This window comes from Bradyrhizobium sp. KZN70725, assembly GCF_055264925.1.
This window is the reverse complement of record NZ_JBUYWT010000073.1, coordinates 13,730-32,183: the sequence shown is the minus strand read 5'-3', so window position 1 is coordinate 32,183 and position 18,454 is coordinate 13,730. Positions and strand designations below refer to the sequence as shown.

Annotated in this window: 15 protein-coding genes and 2 pseudogenes; 4 read left to right on the top strand and 13 right to left on the bottom strand. The window is 59.8% G+C overall.

The window, feature by feature from the left end; genetic code table 11:
• From ACZBJS_RS37680 to ACZBJS_RS37640, 9 genes are all read right to left on the bottom strand, one after another.
• A partial coding sequence (locus ACZBJS_RS37680) for a sigma factor-like helix-turn-helix DNA-binding protein (protein WP_463439980.1) occupies window positions 1–429 on the bottom strand: 429 nt, incomplete at its 3' end.
• 1,941 nt (window positions 430–2,370) lie between these two features.
• Window positions 2,371–2,730 (bottom strand): PRC-barrel domain-containing protein, encoded by a 360-nt coding sequence (locus ACZBJS_RS37675; protein WP_225649539.1) that lies wholly within the window; start codon window positions 2,728–2,730, stop codon window positions 2,371–2,373.
• Between the two features lie 605 nt (window positions 2,731–3,335).
• Entirely contained in the window at window positions 3,336–4,193 is an 858-nt protein-coding gene (locus ACZBJS_RS37670; RefSeq protein WP_253589145.1) for a glucose 1-dehydrogenase, read from the bottom strand.
• Between the two features lie 11 nt (window positions 4,194–4,204).
• Complete coding sequence (locus tag ACZBJS_RS37665; RefSeq protein ID WP_463439979.1) at window positions 4,205–4,492, bottom strand: hypothetical protein; 288 nt, start codon at window positions 4,490–4,492, stop codon at window positions 4,205–4,207.
• 86 nt (window positions 4,493–4,578) lie between these two features.
• The gene (locus tag ACZBJS_RS37660) at window positions 4,579–7,098 is read right to left on the bottom strand and encodes an excinuclease ABC subunit UvrA (RefSeq protein WP_463439982.1); all 2,520 of its coding nucleotides are present in this window, start codon (window positions 7,096–7,098) and stop codon (window positions 4,579–4,581) included.
• A 263-nt stretch (window positions 7,099–7,361) separates the two neighbouring features.
• Window positions 7,362–8,327 carry an ATP-dependent DNA ligase gene (locus ACZBJS_RS37655; protein WP_463439981.1) on the bottom strand — a complete coding sequence of 322 codons (966 nt, stop codon included), beginning with the start codon at window positions 8,325–8,327 and terminating at the stop codon, window positions 7,362–7,364.
• 278 nt (window positions 8,328–8,605) lie between these two features.
• Window positions 8,606–9,097, bottom strand: coding sequence for a cupin domain-containing protein (locus tag ACZBJS_RS37650; protein ID WP_463439978.1), 492 nt, complete (start codon window positions 9,095–9,097; stop codon window positions 8,606–8,608).
• A 345-nt stretch (window positions 9,098–9,442) separates the two neighbouring features.
• A complete protein-coding gene (locus ACZBJS_RS37645) occupies window positions 9,443–10,561 on the bottom strand; it encodes an NAD(P)/FAD-dependent oxidoreductase (protein WP_463439977.1) in 1,119 nt (372 codons plus the stop codon).
• Window positions 10,562–10,703: 142 nt separating this feature from the next.
• Window positions 10,704–12,209 (bottom strand): FAD-dependent oxidoreductase, encoded by a 1,506-nt coding sequence (locus ACZBJS_RS37640; RefSeq protein WP_253640965.1) that lies wholly within the window; start codon window positions 12,207–12,209, stop codon window positions 10,704–10,706.
• 166 nt (window positions 12,210–12,375) lie between these two features.
• On the opposite strand from ACZBJS_RS37640, the gene ACZBJS_RS37635 reads away from it, so the two are divergent.
• The 4 genes and pseudogenes from ACZBJS_RS37635 to ACZBJS_RS37620 all read left to right on the top strand — a co-directional run bounded on the left by ACZBJS_RS37635 (window position 12,376) and on the right by ACZBJS_RS37620 (window position 15,180).
• Window positions 12,376–12,891 (top strand): YciE/YciF ferroxidase family protein, encoded by a 516-nt coding sequence (locus ACZBJS_RS37635; RefSeq protein WP_225648791.1) that lies wholly within the window; start codon window positions 12,376–12,378, stop codon window positions 12,889–12,891.
• A gap of 70 nt (window positions 12,892–12,961) precedes the next feature.
• The gene (locus tag ACZBJS_RS37630; RefSeq protein WP_463439976.1) at window positions 12,962–13,477 is read left to right on the top strand and encodes an inorganic diphosphatase; all 516 of its coding nucleotides are present in this window, start codon (window positions 12,962–12,964) and stop codon (window positions 13,475–13,477) included.
• Between the two features lie 457 nt (window positions 13,478–13,934).
• Window positions 13,935–14,132 (top strand): annotated as a pseudogene (locus ACZBJS_RS37625) (DUF6496 domain-containing protein); the annotation flags it as partial.
• A gap of 487 nt (window positions 14,133–14,619) precedes the next feature.
• On the top strand, window positions 14,620–15,180 hold the full coding sequence (locus tag ACZBJS_RS37620) for a DUF4142 domain-containing protein (protein WP_028343205.1): 561 nt from the start codon (window positions 14,620–14,622) through the stop codon (window positions 15,178–15,180).
• Window positions 15,181–15,326: 146 nt separating this feature from the next.
• Here the strand turns inward: ACZBJS_RS37620 and ACZBJS_RS37615 are convergent, their stop codons facing one another.
• The 4 genes and pseudogenes from ACZBJS_RS37615 to ACZBJS_RS37600 form a co-directional block, all read right to left on the bottom strand.
• Window positions 15,327–15,452 (bottom strand): hypothetical protein, encoded by a 126-nt coding sequence (locus ACZBJS_RS37615; RefSeq protein WP_256521279.1) that lies wholly within the window; start codon window positions 15,450–15,452, stop codon window positions 15,327–15,329.
• A 747-nt stretch (window positions 15,453–16,199) separates the two neighbouring features.
• Complete coding sequence (locus tag ACZBJS_RS37610; RefSeq protein ID WP_028344071.1) at window positions 16,200–16,754, bottom strand: hypothetical protein; 555 nt, start codon at window positions 16,752–16,754, stop codon at window positions 16,200–16,202.
• 22 nt (window positions 16,755–16,776) lie between these two features.
• Window positions 16,777–16,938 carry a DUF2934 domain-containing protein gene (locus ACZBJS_RS37605; protein ID WP_316397983.1) on the bottom strand — a complete coding sequence of 54 codons (162 nt, stop codon included), beginning with the start codon at window positions 16,936–16,938 and terminating at the stop codon, window positions 16,777–16,779.
• A gap of 381 nt (window positions 16,939–17,319) precedes the next feature.
• A pseudogene (locus ACZBJS_RS37600) lies at window positions 17,320–18,391 on the bottom strand (ROK family protein).
• Between the last annotated feature and the right edge of the window lie 63 nt (window positions 18,392–18,454).

The following is an 18,454-nucleotide window of genomic DNA, read 5'->3' as shown; positions in this document are numbered from 1 at the left end:
CGCGTGGCGATGACGGAAGGTCGGGTTCGCCCGGCGCCGATAGGCGTCAAACTTCTCGCAGAACCACGTGTAACCATAGCCGTCGGGATGCGCCGTCCGGTATTCCTGCCACAGCAGCGTCAGCGTCACGCCCTTGCGCTTGAGCTCCTGCGCCACCCGTGGCCACTCTGGCTCGCTCAAGTCCTGCGGGGGGCGCCCGACCCGCCGGAACAAGGCTCGCTGCAAGGCCGCCTCGCTCTCGTAAATCGGCGGCAGCGGCCAGCTCAAACCCGCTTCACGCGCTCGCAGCAGGTAGGTGGCAACCGAACTCTTGCTGATCTGCAGCCGTTCCGAGATCTCCCGAACCGACAGGTCCTGCTCGTACGTCAGCCTCAGGATCGATCGTAGGTCCTTCACAGTGGTTCGTTTCGCTTGCTTCCGTCTCGGCATTGCCCCTCTCAAACTCAGCTTGAGAGAGAACATTGCCTGAACGGCGCTCCCGAAAACCAACCTCCCGCAACTGTCCGCGATTTAGCGGAATCCCTGTCCCGGAATTACTGAAATCGCTGTCCGCGAATTACCGAAATTGCTGTCCGGAAATTGCCGAAACACGCATCTAGATCGAGAAGATCAACTATCCAATGCTCTACCGGGATAAGGCGACACCGGCTGAGTATTGGGCTGACCTGAAGTATGCCGAGGAAACATGAAGTGGCTTGAGTACCGCGAGAACGGCACCTTCGTCAGAATGACGCAGGCTGGCAAAGGCCCGTTCGGCTGATCGGCAGAGAGCACGCCAGTCGTGCGACAACGTGGGCGCGCCGCGCGTTCTGACGGCAAGCTACCCCTTCAGGGGTATTAAACTTTTTAAGTCTTTGTGCAGACTTAGCTTAGCCAGGATTTTGCAGATCCTTCCTGGGGCTAGAACCGACGCCGTCCGCATGCATTTTAAGCGGGCGGCGTTCGTACAATCTGAGCCGGCGTAAGCAGCAAGAAGCCCCGACGGGGGCTAGCGGCGTCAGGGCTTCTTTCCGGATGTGATCCTCCCCGGACCGCATCCTCAGCGCGCGACTGGCTGAGCGCACCGTCAGTCTACCGGGAAATCTCAGCATTTTAGACCGCTCTGCCGGATTACCTCGACTTGACACGTGCCTAAGTTCGGTAATGTCTCACCTTGAATTTTATCCCGCTTTGTCGCGTTTTCAGACGCGCGCTCCATCTGCTCGGCCGTAAGGAGGCGCACGCGAGGCTAGAGCGTTGATTCTTTGCCGCAGATGATCAACCAGCCGCTCCGCACCGACAGTCATGCAGCCATCATGCCCCCAAGGCACTTGGACGACCTCGAGCTGAGAACACAGGTGCCGCCAGTTCCGTCCCTCGTGTTCGGCCGCGTAAAAGGCAACGGCGACCTCGAGCGATGCCGGAAGATATCGCGCCATCGCCATCGAATAAGCATCCCACAGAGCCGGCGAAATCTTGCCCTTGGCGGTCCATACCGGTTCGCTCGTCGAATGCTTGGCGTCTCGCTATGCGGAAGCGATACTGGCGCTGGATCATGCGCGCGCTTTGCCGCCTGGGCCGGCTCGCGTTGAAGCGATGAAACATGCCGGCGCCCTTCGCGTCGCGGCAGACCGGATCACTGGCCCGAAGCTGCCCCGTCGCGGGCGTCCACCAAGTTAATCGGGCGACAAGGAGTGAGGCGCATTGCTCATCAAGCGCTTTGACAGGATGTCGCAGCGCCGGAACGTTTGAGCGATTCGTCAAATCGGTTCGGGATGGGAAAGTTTCGGCATCACGCTACTAAGCGTCGCGATAATCGCGGCGATGTATTTCTACGCCCTCAGTCTCGGATAGCCTATCCGCTCTCATATTCCAGTTCGCGCGCACCTACCTTTCTTGACTTGCAAGGCCGTGCGGCGTGCTTGCCGCTAATGCGACAGTTCCTGGACAGCAATTAGATCAGCTTCCCCGGGCCCGGATCGCGGACCCGTACCGCGTTCCTAATCCCGGCCTTGGCCGTGAACCCGAGCGCTTGAGATACACGGACTCAGATGTCTGACAGTCTGACATATCGCAGTCCAACTAACGCGTGACCAGCGGCCCTGACTGGGCCGAGCGCACTAAGCGTTCAGCCGCGCGCGTGCCGGGTCTCCACATTTTTCTCAGGGCCTCGTGGTGCGGGAAGTAGAGGCGCGCTATATCGCTTCGCCTGAGGAGATAAGGTTCCCGCGGCGCGGGCGAGTACCTGCGCTAGGCTTGCTCGCGCGAGCGCTTCCTAGAACTCGCTTTCAAGACCCGATTTGCGGCCGACCGGTTATTCGACGATGCTCCCACACGCTTTTCGCGAATGCAGCGCACTTTGATGACGAGCACACCGCATTTCGAGGGCAATCAGATTGGTACTCGGTAATAGTCATTTACCGATCGACCGGCCGCCGGATCATTCCAATTCCATGCCGTCTCATCACGATATTTGGGCGCGCCCTGCAGTTGGCTTTCTGTCACGCCAGTGACGTACCCGCCAAGATTGGTGTCGTACTTCAACGATTGCCAAGGCAGTGGATAGTGATCATCGCCGATGCCAAGAAGGCCGCCGAAGCTCAGGACCGCGTAGGAGACCTTTCCGCTCTTTTTGTCGATCATCACCCGCTCGATACTGCCGATCTTCTGACTGTCTGCACCGTAAACTGTCGTGCCTTCAACCTTGTCGCTGCCGATCAAGTTGCCGGATTCCTTCGCTTCGAGTCCCATAACATCCTCCGTTTAAGATCTTAACGGCAAATGTCTTCGGGAGAGCAAGGTTCCTACGATACGCCCGGTGCCAGCTTTAAGGTTGGGAAAAGGATGCAACCTTCGCCGTGGAAAGGCATTGCACGGCAATGATGCCCTTGTCACGGAGCTTGAAATGGCAAATGCAATCACAGTGCGGACGGCGATCGATATCGCTTGGAGCGTTTTCTGCGCCACTCACTCCGGGATTGATACATCAGATAGGCGTCGCTGTCTGCTTGAGCGTCACCTCTATGGGAGTTGGGATCGCCGCGAAGGCGATGCCGACGCGTGCGCAAGAGCTCCTCGAGCGCATCACTATAGAGGGCACGCGCGCGGTGATCGGCACCGCAAGGCCGGAGCATTGCCAAACTCGGTTCGGATGCAATCATCTTACTGCTCCGAGCGGTGCTTCCTAGCTAAAGGACCATCGATGCACATCGCCCAACTTGCCCTCGCTGAAAGCGTGCCCCTAAACTCTATGGAGGCGCCCGGCTCAACGTCCGGATTGCCGAGACCCAAAGCTTCCCTTTCACGACGAAGTAGCGGCCATCGGGCGTCACGGGATGCTTTATGCCGGCCACTTCTCAAATGAAGGGTTTGCCCCCGGTCACCGCGACGGTCGTGCCCGAAGTGTAGCTGGATAGCGGGTCGGCGAGCATCACGTAGGCTGTGGCGAGTTCAGCCGGCTGGCCAGCCCGCTTCAGCGGCACTTGCTTGCCAAAGTTCTTTACGGCCTCCTCTGGCATCGTCGAGGGAATAAGCGGGGTCCAAATTGGACCCGGCGCAACGGCATTCACCCGGATGCCGTTCTCCGCCAGCATCTGGGCCAGGCCGCCCGTAAAGTTCTGGATCGCTCCCTTCGTCGTCGCGTAGGCGAGCAGTATCGGATTCGGCATGTCGGAATTTACCGATGCCGTGTTAATGATGGCGCCTCCAGGCTTCATATGCGGGACCGCGGCCTTGGCGAGGTAAAACATCGCATGGATGTTCACCTCGAAAGTCATGCGCCATTCTTCGTCGCTGATGTCGCCGATGTCGGCGAAGGTCGCCTGATGCGCGGCATTATTGACGAGAATGTCGACGCCGCCAAGTTCCTGCACGGCGCGGTCGACCACGGTGCGGCAATGGTCGGCCGAGCGAAGGTCGCCCTCGACGAGGACAGCCCTGCGCCCTTCCTTCTCAATCATCGCCGCGACTTCTTTCGCATCGTCGCTTTCGTCAAGGTAGGCGATCAGGACGTCGGCGCCCTCGCGGGCGAAGGCTATGGCGACCGCGCGCCCGATGCCGCTGTCGCCGCCAGTAATAATGGCGCACTTGCCTTGAAGCCGTCCCGAGCCCTTATAGCTTGTCTCGCCATGATCCGGGCGCGGGTCCATCTTCCCCGTCGAGCCTGGCATGGGTTGTCGCTGGCTGGGAAACGGCGGTTTGGGATATTCGGGCATGATTCTGTCCTTTACTTCGTCCGGACGGCCTTAGCACCAACGGATTTCAGCGCGTCCACGACGCGCTTCGGATCGTCGCCATGGAAGTCGACGGATACTTCGATCGGGCCCTCAAGCTTCTCGCCCGGCTTCGGCTTTACCTTCACGTCGGCGAGCGCGGGTCGATCGCCGGATGTATTGTCGGCGCCCATCGGCTGCACCACGTCGGTTCTCTGGACTCCGCACTCCTGCACAACGTGCTCGACCGCGAGCTCTGCCGCGCGGCGAGTATCGAATTCGGCGACGAGGATGCCTTCCATGCGTGTCTCTTTCGGGCAGGCGATGGCAAACAACCAACTGCGTCCCCCGGTGTTCCTATGGGGGCCGGCGGTCTTCGATGAACTCGTTAGAGCGCTCGCTTCAAATATTCTGCTGTCCGGCTCCCGGAGGCAGCAACTTGATCCGGTCGTCCGGACGCCACGATGCGGCCTCCTTCGTTTCCAGCGCCGGGGCCGACTTCTACGATCCAGTCGCTCTCCGCTGCAACAGACATATCATGCTCGACCAGAACGACGGTGTTGCCAGCCTCGACGAGCCCTTGCAGCTGATTGCCGAGCTTTGTGACATCGGACGGATGCAGTCCCGTCGTCGGCTCATCGAGAACGTATAATGTACCGCCACGATGGGCGCGCTGGAGCTCGGTGGCGAGTTTGACGCGTTGCGCCTCTCCTCCTGAAAGTTCGGTGGCCGACTGGCCAAGTCTAATGTAACCGAGCCCGACCTCGCGCAGAGCGCCCAAAGAGCGCGAAAGAACGTCATCGTCTTTAAAGAATTCGAAAGCCGCGTCGACGGTCATCGCCAGCACATCGGCGATCGACTTGTCCCGTATCTTGATCTCGAGCGTTTTCAGGTTATAGCGAGCGCCCCGGCACGTCGGACACGGAGTATAGACGCTCGGAAGGAACAGCAGCTCTACGCATACATAGCCTTCGCCCTCGCAGGTTTCGCAACGGCCCTTGGCCACATTGAACGAAAATCTGCCCGCGTCGTAGCGCCTGGCACGCGCCTGCTTCGTCCCGGCGAACAGTTTACGCACGTGATCGAGCAAGCCGGTGTAAGTCGCCAAATTGGACCGCGGGGTCCGGCCGATCGGCTTCTGATCGACCACAACGAGACGTTTAACGCGATCCAACCCTTCCGTAATTTCCCCACTCAGCGTACGCACGGTCTCCTGCAGCTCAGCTTCGTCCAGATCGGATTTGCGTTGCTGACCTAGGTTCTCCGCGATCGCCTCGACGAGAAACTGGCTGATGAGAGTGGATTTGCCCGAGCCGGACACGCCGGTTACACATGTAAGGACGCCGAGAGGGAGGTCGGCATCGAGACGGCTCAGGTTATTCCGCGTCACGTTCCGCAGCTTCAGCCAGCTGCTCGGCCGGCGGATCTTGCGTGGTGCCCTCGCGGCATCTTCGAACAGATACCTTCGTGTTTGGGACGCCTCGACTTTGGCCAAACCGGCAAGGCGCCCGCTGTAGAGTATCCGACCGCCCTGGTCCCCGGCAGCGGGCCCAACGTCGACGATCCAGTCGGCCTCGCGCACCACATCGAGCTCGTGTTCAACGACAAAGAGCGAATTTCCCGATGCCTTCAGGCGCCCGAGTGCCCGCAAGAGCGCCTGAGTGTCTGCCGGGTGCAGGCCAGCGGAGGGCTCGTCCAGTACGTAGACGACCCCGAACAGGTTCGATCGGACCTGCGTCGCGAGCCGCAGACGCTGCAGTTCGCCCGGCGATAACGTCGGCGTGCTGCGCTCTAAGGTGAGATAACCGAGGCCTAGCTCAAGCAGAACTTCGAGACGCCCGACGAGATCCTCGACGATTCTCTGAACGACAAGCGCCTTTTCGGGATGATCGTCGGTACCGTCTTTCTTGCTTCCATCAATATACGGTTTGATAAGCTCGTCGAGCTTGGCCAACGGCAGGCGAGACATCTCGGCAATGTCCATTCCTGCGAATTTGACCGAAAGTGCTTCTGCTTTTAGCCGCTTCCCACCGCAGACCGGGCAATCATCGCTCGACAGAAACTGCGCTACACGCCGCTTCATCATGACGCTCTGCGTGGTGGCATATGTCTGAAGCACGTACCGGCGGGCGCCGGTGAAGGTGCCCATATAGCTGGGCTCCTCCTTGCGCTTCAGGGCTTTTCGCGTCTCGGCTGGCGTGTATCCCGCATACACCGGTACGGTTGGCTGCTCGTCCGTGAAGAGAATCCAGTCACGATCTTTCTTCGAAAGCTCGCGCCACGGCCTATCGACGTCATACCCCAAGGTGACGAGAATGTCCCGGAGATTCTGGCCCTGCCAAGCCGAAGGCCAGGCCGCAATGGCGCGCTCACGGATCGTCAAAGTGTCGTCGGGTACCAGACTTCGTTCGACGACCTGATGAATTCGCCCGATGCCGTGACAGTTCGGACAGGCGCCTTCCGGCGTGTTGGGCGAGAAGGACTCCGCGTAAAGCAAGGCCTGCCCGCGCAGATATGTGCCCGCCCGCGAATACAGTATGCGCAAGAGGTTGGAGAGCGTCGTGACGCTTCCCACCGACGACCTGGTTGTCGGCGATCCGCGCTGCTGCTGAAGAGCGACGGCTGGCGGCAATCCTTCGACTGCGTCGACGTCGGGCACCTGCATCTGATGGAATAGCCGACGTGCGTAAGGTGATACGGATTCGAGATAACGACGTTGAGCCTCCGCGTATAACGTCCCAAACGCTAAGGAGGACTTGCCGGATCCGGACACGCCTGTGAAGACCACGAGCTCATTGCGCGGGATGTCCAGCGAAACGTTCCGGAGGTTATGCTCCCGCGCTCCGCGGACGCGGACGAAACCGTCGGCAATCGCGGAAGTCAGTTCTCTATCGGCTTTCTCGAACATCGAGAGGTAAAAGCCCGGCTGCATCTCGTGGTTCCCGAGGGCACCCGGTCGAGTCGCCCGGGGCGCGTTAACAAAGGAACCATGAAGGAACACCCTTGTTGCGTCTGATACGGCAAAGTCCTTGAGACGACCGAAGAATGGCCAAGAGAGATGTGCTACGGCTGGGGAGCCACCTGGCGCCAATACGATTCACATCTGCGTCGACCCAAGTATCCGTCAGGCTGGCTCGATCGCCCTCATGAGGTCCCGCGCGATCTTTTGCTTCATCTGTTGGTGCACTGGTTCGCCTTCTCGTCGGACCTCCATCTAAGGATGGTCGTGCCGTGCCGAAAGCGGCCACCGGTGAAGTGATCGTAGGACACTTCGACAACGTATTTCGGCTTCACCGCCTGCCATTCGGACGACCGTCTCGTCGACCATCGGCTTGGTCCGCCTGGCGCGTTGCCAGTGAAGCTTTTGGTCGCCGCAATCATCTCGAGTCTTTCGGTCAGCGCCGGCTTGTCCTTTGCCTTGATGGCTGACGAAAAGCCGACGTGGTGCAGGAGGCCATCTGCATCGTAAAGCCCCAGCAGCAATGAGGCGACAGCTTTGCGGCCGGCCTGCAGCTTCTCGCCGTAGCGAAAGCCTCCAATGACGCAATCAGCGCAGCGATATCGCTTGATCTTCTGCATGCCCTCGCGCTTCCCGGTCTGGTACGGAAGATCGAGCCGCTTCGCGACCACGCCGTCACTTCCGCCGCCGGCCGACTGCAGCCACCGCTCGGCATCCCCGAACTTCGTGCTGGCCGGCGATAGCCGAAATAGCGGCGCGCTCGAAAAACTGCGGCCAGCAAGCTTTTCCAACTGAGGTCGCCGTCGGGACAACGGTTGGTCGGCCAACTTTTTGTCGCCCAGCTCCAGCAGATCGAAAGCGAGAAATAGGGCCGGCGTGTCCCGGGACAGCTTCTGAACGCGGCTAGCGGCCGGATGGATGCGCTGCAGGAGGTCATTGAACGAAAATTGCCCGCCAATCTCGACGACGAGCTCGCCGTCAAGCACAAGCCTCTGCTCGCGCAAATCGCGGGCTGCGGCGACGATCTCCGGGAAGTATCGGGCGAGATCCTGGCCGGACTTCGAGCGCATGGACACCGCGTCCCGGTCCCGCGCCAGCAGGCAACGAAATCCGTCCCATTTGGGTTCATATTGCCACTCCTTTCCGACTGGAATGGCATCGACAGAACGTGCCTCCATCGCCTCCATACGGACACCACGCGGCGGCATTTCGACCTCCTGCTCGATGATTGGTCGCGGGAATACTATCGTGCGCGCCACTTTGGCGGTCAGGAGCCGCGCCAGGACGTCACCCGTAACTTTCAAATGCGCTTCGACGAGCGCGCGGGGAAGCCATTGGTTAAGCGAGATGTCGACATACCGGTTCGACCTGACATCTCCAGAAACCGCAGCGGGCGGTCTCCCGTGTTGTCGATGTAGTGCCCATCGCGAACGCGGCGTGTGGGCGAGCCAGTCGGTTAGTAGGAAAGTGTTTTCTTCCGAGAATGCACCATCGTCGAAGACGAGCAGAAACTCGCACCCTTCACGTCGCTGTTGAGTCCTTGGATCGAGTGCGGGATTCCCGCCGGAAAATAGAAACATCGTCCGCGAATGTTCGAGCCGGCCTCGTCGACCGCGGTGATCCGCGCCTTGCCTCGAAGCATGTACGACCATTCGGCTTGTTTGTGCCAATGCAGTTCGCAGACGCCCCCTGCCTCCAGTCTCATGTTGACTCCTGACACGTCCTTTGCGATCGGCAGTTCTCGGATCGTCGTCTCGCGGGTCCACCCGCTCTTTTCGATCCTGACGTGACTGTCAGCGAACGACCATTTCAGATTGGGCATCGAGCCGTGATCGGTTTCCGGCGGGCGGATGGTGAAGGGCTCCTGAACTTCCCGCGCAGGCTTGCGAGAGCCCGAGATGTGGGCCCCTTTGCCGTCTCGTTTAGGCTCCGGCGGATCTTTAGCCATGACCATTCTTGATCGATCGTTGTCGGTCCTTCCAGAACGGCCTCGGGTCCCCTTCGTTGCTAGAGCACCGCGTACGGCCACAGCGTTCGCAGTAGGAACGGTTCCGCCGCCGGTCCATTGCCCAGATTGAAGGAGCAGGGAATGGCGGATCAGGTGCGGCGCGGAGCGATGAAGCGCAATCCAGCACAGACGTTTCGGAAGGCGTGAGACCGCCCGCACGGTGCGGCAAAGGAAAGAAGGGCAGCCGCCGGGCCAGGTGCTCGCATTTCTGCGTGATGTGGTGCGAGAGGCTCCGCTGCCCTCGGTGCTCGTCGCCTTCATGCTGGGCTGCCTGATCGCGCGTCGTTAGCCGGGAATATCGCGATCAATCGCAAGATCATCGAACAGGGGCGAAGAACCTCCGGCAAGCATCGCCGCCAGAAGTTCCGCCGCGAGGAAGCTGAAGGTAATGCCGTTGCCGCCATAGCCAAAGGCGGCGAAGATATTCTTGGAGCCGGGCACCCTGCCGATCAACGGCAAGCCGTCATGGGTGGTATCGAAGGCGCCCGACCAGCCGAACGCCACATCTTCCGATGCATGCGGCCAAAGCGCCTTCAGATAATCTTTGAGCGCCCTCACCTTGGCAGGCGTGGCGTCATCACGAGCGTCAGGCTCGATGAGCGTACGGTCATCTTCGCCACCAAGGATGATGCGGCCATCAGCGGTGGTCCGCGCATAGTGATAGTTCCGGCTCGCTTCCCAGATGAGCGCCTGTTCGGGCCACAGATGGCCTGGCTGCCGCCGGCTCGCGATGACCCAGCTGGAAGCTGGTTGCTGCGCCGTGGGCCGCACAATATCCGGCATCACATAGCCGGTCGCGAGCACAACCTGGCGCGCCTCGATCGAAAGTCCGTTCTCAAGGCCGACGGTGACTCTCTGGGCCGTGCTGTCGTAGGCAACCGCGTTGGCCTTGAGAAGGCGGGCACCGCGTTGCAGGGAGATATCAAGCAGGCCATGTGTGAGCAGCACAGGATCGGCATCAGCCGCGTCCCTTGACAAAAGGGCGCCCGCCCGCGCGATGCCGAAGCGCTTCAGCAGCGCGGCGTGATCGAGATAGAGGGACGGCAGATCGGCGCGGCTCCTCAGCGCATATTCATCCTGAACAAGGTTCGGACTGTCATCGACGACGAGATAGAGCGAGAGACGCCGTCGCATCTGGCAGGCAATTCCATGCTGCCTAACCAGGGACGGCAGGCCTTGCGCGGCATGGTGGCTGGCCCGATAGCAGCGAACGGCCTTCTCGAAACCATAGAGCTGCGCGAGTTCGAACAGCGGCCGGTCGATTTCCCAGAGCAGCATGGCGGTGCTGGCCACCGTGCTGCCGACACTGGGAAGCTCGCGATCGATGACGACCACCTGGCGGCCTTGCCGTGTCAGGCGCTCGGCCATCAGCGCACCGGTGATGCCGGCGCCGATGATCAACACCTCGCACCGAAAGCTGTCAACGATCGGCTCAATTGGCAGCGGCCGTAGGACGGCCCACGGTGTGCGCGGGCTACGCAGATCGCCCTGCTCGATGTCCTCGTCCTTGAAGATGGAACGCTCCCTGAGCCTTGACCGGATCTCGCTAGACCTTTACCGGGCGCAAAGCCGACACGGCCGGAGCATTGATCGGCCGTCCGTTGGGCGCAAAGATCGAACCGTGGCACGGACAATCCCAGCAGCTCTCGAAGCTGTTCCAGTGCAGATGACAGCCAATATGCGTGCAACTGGCCGAATGAAGATGCAGTTCGCCAGCCTTGTCCTTGTAGGCTGCGATCTTTTCGAGTCCCCGCCGCAGAATGGCGCCCTCACCCGGCTGAAGCTCTTCGAGCGAAGCGATTTCACCCGGCGCCACATATTCCGCGAGGTTTTGCAGGATCGTCATGTTCTCGCGCAGGAAATTCCGCGCCGCTGCGAGCGGCTTGCGATCCGGCGCATAGACGGACTTCCACGGATGATCTTCGCCCAGAATGAGGGCTGTGTTCAGCATCGCGCCCATCACACCATGGGTCAGACCCTGGCCTGAATCGCCCATTGCAAGGTAAATGCGCTCGCTGCCGGGCTCGCGGCCGATGAAGCCGGCATAGTCGATCGTGTCGAGAACCTGACCCGACCAGCGATGGGTTATGCGGTCCAAAGCCGGGATCAATTCACGCGCCCAGTTCTCCAGCCGAGCAAAGCGCTGGTCGGCATCGTTGGCCTCACCGCTTTTATGGTCTTCGCCGCCGACCAGCACGAAATCAACCTCCTCGGGGCCCGTTTGCAACCGCACATAATGGTAGGGATCTTCGGTGTCCCAATAGAGCGCGTCGGGCAGTTCGCCCCGCGCGATGGCAAAGGCGAGCACGTAAGTGCGGTAAGGAGCAACCTTGGTATGCAGTTGAAAGCGGTCGGCGATTGATGCGTTGGTCGCGATGACAGCATGCGCGGCCGTGATCTGCCCCTGTGAGGTTCGCAGCGTGACGCCGCCGTCATGTTCGGCGACTTCCTCGACCGGGCTGTTGGCAAAGAAACGGACGCTGCCGCTTGCGCAAGCGGCAGCAAGTCCGGCGAGATATTTGAGGGGATGGAATTTTGCCTGGCGCGGATAGCGCAAGACGTGCCGGCTCTCGCAGCCCTTGAGCGGCACGCCGACCAGCCGGTGCACCGGTGCGCCGACCTCGCGCACCGCTTCCAGCTCCTCATCGAATATGTCGGCCGGCATGCCATTGCCTTGAAAAAGATAGCCGTCAAGACGGAGAAAGTCGCAGGCAATTTTCTCGCTTGTCTGGATTTCCTCGATGCGATCCACGGCGGCGGCCTGACTTTCGTAGAACAGCTTGGCGGCCTCGGCGCGGCGCAGCTTCCTGAATTCGCTCATCAAATCATCGCAGAGCGGCGCAAGATGCGCCGAGGTGCGCGCCGTCATGCCGCTTGCGATACCCTTGCGGTCGATGACGATGACCGAGCGGCCGCGCTTCATCAATTCGTACGCCGTCGACAGTCCGGCGATGCCCGAACCAACCACGGCGACATCGCATTGCACATCGCCTTTGAGGGCACCCGCCTCCGGCAGGATTTCGGTCTCCATCCAGAGCGAGGTGCTGACCATGTTGAACTCCACCCAAAGAGGCAAAACGCGGCCTGTTTGCGCGAGTTCCTGCGGACGCACGAGACGCCCCACCCTCATAATCTTCCCGGCCGGCTGTGGCGTTCACGCCCAGGAACCAGCTCGGCGAGCATGCGTTCCCCCCACTTTAGGAGCGAGGAGCGGCGTCATGGGACTATTCACCAAAGACATCAAGACGATGGATGATCTGCTGCTGCATGGCTTGCAGGACATCTATTATGCCGAGGAGCAGATCACCAAGGCCCTGCCGAAGATGATCGACAAAGCCACCAACCGGGATCTGGCCACGGGCCTCAAGAACCATCTCGAGGAGACCAACAAGCAGATCGAGCGTCTCGAAAAGGTATTCGAGAAACTCGGCCAATCGCCAAGCGGCACGCAATGCCCAGCCATCGACGGGATCATCAAGGAAGCCGACGAGACGGCCGGCGAGATCGAGGACAAGACGGTGCTGGATGCGGCGCTCGTCGCCAACGCGCAGGCCGTCGAGCACTACGAGATATGCCGCTACGGCACCTTGATCGCCTGGGCGGAGGAGCTCGGCCACGACGATATCGTGCGCTTCCTTACCACGAACCTAAACGAAGAGAAGACCGCGAACGCCAAGCTCAATACGGTTGCGTTGCGCAAGGGCGTCAACAAGAAGGCCTCCACCTCCGCCTGATTCCCGGCAGGGCTCGGCGGATCGATTTCCGTCGGGCCCGCTGCTCCTTTCGAGGCCCGAGTCGTCCGCCATGACCAATCTGACAAAACTACCGAGTTGGGCCGACCATAACAACATCTTCGCCGTGGTCGAGACGCCGCGCGGCAGTTCGTGCAAGCTCGATTTCGATCCGAAGCTTGGCGTTTTTGCCTTGGCGAAGCCACTGATGGCCGGCCTGACCTATCCCTACGACGGGGGGTTCATTCCCTCGACCAAGGCCGAGGATGGCGATCCGCTGGATGTGCTGATCTTGCATGACGCGCAGACCTATCCGGGCGTCGTGCTGCGCTGCCGTCCCATCGGCATTCTCGAAGTCGAACAGAAGAAAAAGGGCGAGACGGAGCGCAACGATCGGGTGTTTGCGGTGCCTGATAGATCACCGCTCGAAACTAATCTCAAGGATATCCGCGATCTTCCCACCCATGCACGCGATGACCTCGAACAGTTCTTTCGAGCAACGAATGCGCTGGAGAACAAGGAGCTGAAGTTTCTCGGCTGGCATGGTCCCAGCCGTGCGGCCAAGACCATCAAACGGCTGGCCCGCTGAATCGGGCTCGAAATAGGAGGTGAACCCTTGGGACGAACCATCGTGTGGCTACCCTGATCCCTTGGTTGATGCAGCAACAATTTCCGGGAGTATTTGCGGTTCAAGCTGACGGGCTGTCGCCTCCGCCGACCATCCAATCCTCGATACCTTCTTCATCTTCCTCGGTGCTAAGCCGCCAACCGCGTCGGCCGGCTTGGTCGGATGGCTGGTGCTTGAGCCGAATTCTGGTGCGGCGCATCGATCGAGGTTCTCCAACCTATCAAGCGTGAAACATCTGACAGCGTTCCTATGAGGACACCGCATTCGGTATATCCTCTAACGGATGCCCGGAATGGTGCGTTGGAACTTGCCAGCGCCATCTAGATTGTCGATGCGGTGGATGGGAAAGCCGACAGCGCGGAAGTCATGCTTCTGGCAGTTCAACTAGCAGCGTCTTTTAGTGGAAAGTGAAGAACCCATGGCAAAAAAAGCCAAGAAGAAGCGTCGCTACTCGAAGAGCTCGGGCTCGGACGTCAAGAGCGAGATGCGACGGTACAAGAAGGGGACGGCCAAAAGTGGCCGTGGCGGAAAGGGCGGCAAGGTAAAAAGCAAGAAGCAGGCGATCGCGATCGGACTTTCCAAGGCCCGCAAAAAAGGCAAGAAAGTCCCCAAGAAAAAGAAGTAATGGAGCCGATGTACAGGTCGCTGCGTGGTGACGCGTATACCTCCGCCACGTTTACCGGCACTCGGCTTAAAACTTCAGGGTAGTGCGTAGGCCAACCACCACCTCGCCTTTGACGATAGCTTGGCCAAGAACGGGGCGGGAATCAGCGAAAAGCGCAAATGCGACGGCTACTGCGTCCAGTTCCGCCTCAACCGCAAGGAGGTCTACACCCGCAACAGGCTCGTTTGGTCACGGGATCGTTCCACCGCCCGAGCGGTCGAAGATGCCGCAAGACCGATTACTTGAGGCCGCTGCTATCTGGCGGGTCTCCTGTTGCGGCCGGTCGCCACTACGACGTCTTGATCGCCTGGATGGAAAGCTCAGCCACACGATATCGTTCGATCCCTCGCCGCCAAATTCGACGAGCAGACGGCGACTAAGCTCAACTAACGCCTCGCAAGGGCGTCAATTGCAAGACCGCAAACTGATGGAGATACACATGAGACGCACTATAATAGCAATCGCGTGCATTTTGCTGGCGACACCGGTCATGGCGCAATCCGTCAGCGAAAAGACCGGGGTCAATTCCGTGCTCGGGGTCAGCCCCTCGACGGTGGATTTTGTCAAGCAGGTCGCGATATCGGACATGTTTGAAATCGAGTCTAACAAGCTCGCACAGCAGAAGGGAAATGCAGCGGAGAAAACTTTCGCTTCCCAGATGGTAACGGACCACACCAAAACCAGCACCGAGCTGAAGGGACTTGTCACCAGTGGCAAGGTGAAAGCCGAATTGCCCAGCGCTCTCGATTCATCGCACCAAAGCAAGCTCGACAAGCTGAAGGGTGCCAACGGTAACGACTTCAGCTCGGAGTTCAATTCGATGCAGGTCAGCGCTCATAAGGATGCCGTCGACCTGTTCGAGCGCTATGCCAAGGGCGGCGATAACGCGGATCTGAAGAATTGGGCCGGCAAAACCCTGCCGGCGCTTAAGCATCATCTTGAGATGGCGCAGGATCTCGACAAGAAGCCCGCGCCTACGGTCGGCGAGGGCAAGAAATAGCGGAAGGACGGAGCCGTTGCGAGGCGGCTCCTTTCCCCTTTTGCTGCCGCTGGCGGTTGGCCGCCCGGTCTGGGATTCGGCAATGCACCCAGATTCCGTCGACCCGGCAGAAATCGCAGTCGACGTTTTCGAGTTCCAGGATAGCTTCAGCGGTCAATCGCGGTCATGACGCTTTGGTAGTAAGGCGCACATTCCTCGCCGCGCGCGCCCACGAGCTCCTTGGAATAGTCGTCCAGCGCTGTGGCGAGATGCGCGGTCGTGCGCGCCGTCATGGCGGTGTCGATCCAGCACGATCACGGAGCGCCCACGGCTTGCAAGCTCCACGCCACCGGCAGCCCAGCAATGCCAGAACCGACCACGACCACGTCCGCCCGGTCGGATCCCGACAGGCTAGCAACTTCGACCACCGGGACATTCATCCAGAGCGATTGCGTATATTCATCTCGCACGCAGAGTTCTTGGCCAATAACGGAGGCGCGCCTGAGCAACGGGCGCTTTGGCGGCCTAACAGGTATCCCCTCCTATCCGCTCGACCATCCCGGAGGCCTGCTCGCTCCCCGGCAACTACTGCAAGCTGGCATGCCACCGCGAGCGGAGCATCCTGGCGAGCTCGGCACTGCCATCACGCTTCAAAACACCTCAAGTTAAGGTTTAGCTATCATCAGCCAGAGTATAGCGGCCACCGCCATGAACACTGGAATGCCGAAGGCAAACCACAGCCAGCAGATTCGGTGAGACGAGAGATACAGCACCATCGACCACGATCCATCCTTCCCAGAAGGAGTAACCGACGTGCAGCACAAGCAGCGAGCCTGTTGACGGGCTGTGCAACGACAGCGGTGGTTGTGAAGATACAATCCGCGCCTCGTTGAGATCGTGCCAGGACACCTAATGTCGGCGATTCTACTCATCGAAAGGACCGAATGGCCGTGCGAGGAAAGCCAGCCACAATAGCGGACCTTAAAAGTCCTGTCGCTCCGATGACGGCAACCTTCATTCATGGTGCTCCGCGTTCGGAGCTAAGCCCTCTTCCGCGACCGTAAGCCTCGAACGAATTCCTCCATATAGGGAAGGACTTCAAACAGCAGGACCGCGAATAGAAACGCCGCCACATACGTCCATGGTAATGGCTCTCGCTTCAGGGCGAGTTCGTAACGTGCGGGCCCAGAACCCAGTCCCCAAAGGCTGAGGAATTGCGGCCAGTTTAAGATGATGACGATCACCATCGCCATGAGAGGCATCAGCTCGAGAAAACTATGGACCTGCTGTTCGATGGGCGTGATGCTCCGCTTATGGCTGGCGAATGTTGTATCCCAGAGGGCTGTCAGCTGGTGCGTAACAAAGCCGACGATCATAGCCGCAATAATAAGAGCGTTGATTTCAAAAAAAATCGCCGCCAGCAATGGTATCGCAAGTTCGATCAACATCAACAGATGAAGTAGGGTTTCCTTATAGCCGCTTGTCGTCTCAATCCGAGATGCGCGATGGCAAAGATAATCAGCAAACCCCGCCAATAACCAAAGGGGCAGCACAAAGTACAGCAATACAGTTTCGGCTGCTGCGGAATGAGACATCCGGTTAGCGCTTCTTCTCTGCTTACAGGCTATCTGGAGTGCGGAGGGGAGATGACTTGTCCTCGTTTCGCAACTCCTGCTCCGCCAACCGCCAGAATTCTTCCTTCCTGCCTTCGGGCTTGCCGCTCCGCTCCCATATCTCGTAGGCGCGCTTCTCGATTTCCTTTTCGGTCGGTTGGGTCACCACGTGCCTCCTTCAACTCTGTAGGGATCGTGGGCTGGGTTTCCGCTAATCACGGCCTATTCGACGGTAGTCGTCAGCGACACGCTCGGCCGCCGCTATCACAGCAGTCATTTCCACTCGCTAGCGCCGATCCCTCCTTCCGGTGATAAACCCGCGAAGTCAGCGAGGTTCCTCCGTTGAAACCTTGCCCTATGAGCGGCAAAAAGTCGCCCTTGGCCGAACGAAATCGCGGTGGTGACCGCCGCCTATGCCAGTTCAGGAAGGAAATTTCAGCTGCCTCCTGAGATGCCGATCTTGGTCTCCCCCAAAAACGCGTTTCACAACCCAGCCAACGATCGGCCCTCATTTTACCGGATATCGAGCCACCTTCTTCCCATAACCTCAGCGTTCGCCTTTGCCATTGCGGTTGGTAAAGCGGGCGTTGCCGAGACCGGTGCCGATCGTCAGCACGCCCCAACGCTTCACGTCTTGCATGAAGGGGACCTCAGAAAGTCCCTGCACGACCCCATCGTTGTGCATGATGACGGCGGTGTCGTTCTCCCCGATCTGCGGGATCGCCTGGACGAGACTTGCGGGTACATTGAACTTGCTGCTCTCCCAGTTGCCGGGCAAGTTCTGCGCGCCCTTCTCGATCGAGCCGTCGCTCTTGATAACGCCTGGGCATGCGATGCCGATGAATGGCGCGAGCTTGAATCCCTCGTCTTCCGCCTTCGCGATCAGTTCTTTGAGCATCTTGACCAGGCGCCTCACAGCGTTCTCACGCGACGGCTCGTCGTCGGCATGACGCCATAGCTCGAACTGCCACACGCACGCCTTGGAGAGGTTCGGCGCCTTCTTGCGCCACGTTTCCACGACGCCGCAGCGGATGTTCGTGCCTCCGATGTCCACGGCAAGGATGGAGTCGTGCGCTTCGAAGATCCAGGATGGAGCGAGATATAGCGCGCCGATAAGGCCGGCGTCGTCCGGATGAGAATGGATCGGGAGCATCTCGACCCCTTATAGTTGTCCGCCTTCAGGAGGATTTCGGCCCGGGCGATGGCGAGTTCGCCGAGGCGGCTGTCCCGAAAACCGCCGCCCACTACGATGCGCTCGGTTTTTTCCCAGGCCTTGGCTTTTAGGAACCGCCGCGTTACGCGGGCGAGCTCCTGTGCAAAGTCCTCGATGGCGCTGTGGACGACAACGGAGGCTTCGGGATCGTCGCCGCCAAGGACGGCGTCGAGCTCCTTTTTGCTGATATCTTCGGAAAGCTCCTTCCCGAAGGGATCTTCGCCAAATTTGCGCAGCGGCTTTCGCCATTTTCGAGAGTTTCCCGGAAGGCGCCCTTGCTGGCACGGTCCCCCAGGAATTCGTCCTCATCTTTAAGTTCGAGGTTGAAACTGTCGATCTCGACCCACGGGAGGCGAGAGGCGCCGTGTGCGGCTATGCCGGTGGTCTTGATCGTTTCGTCGGCCATTCTAAACCTTGCACAAGCCGCGTGCAGCAACTGGACTGCTTTGCATTCAACCCGCGCCGATAA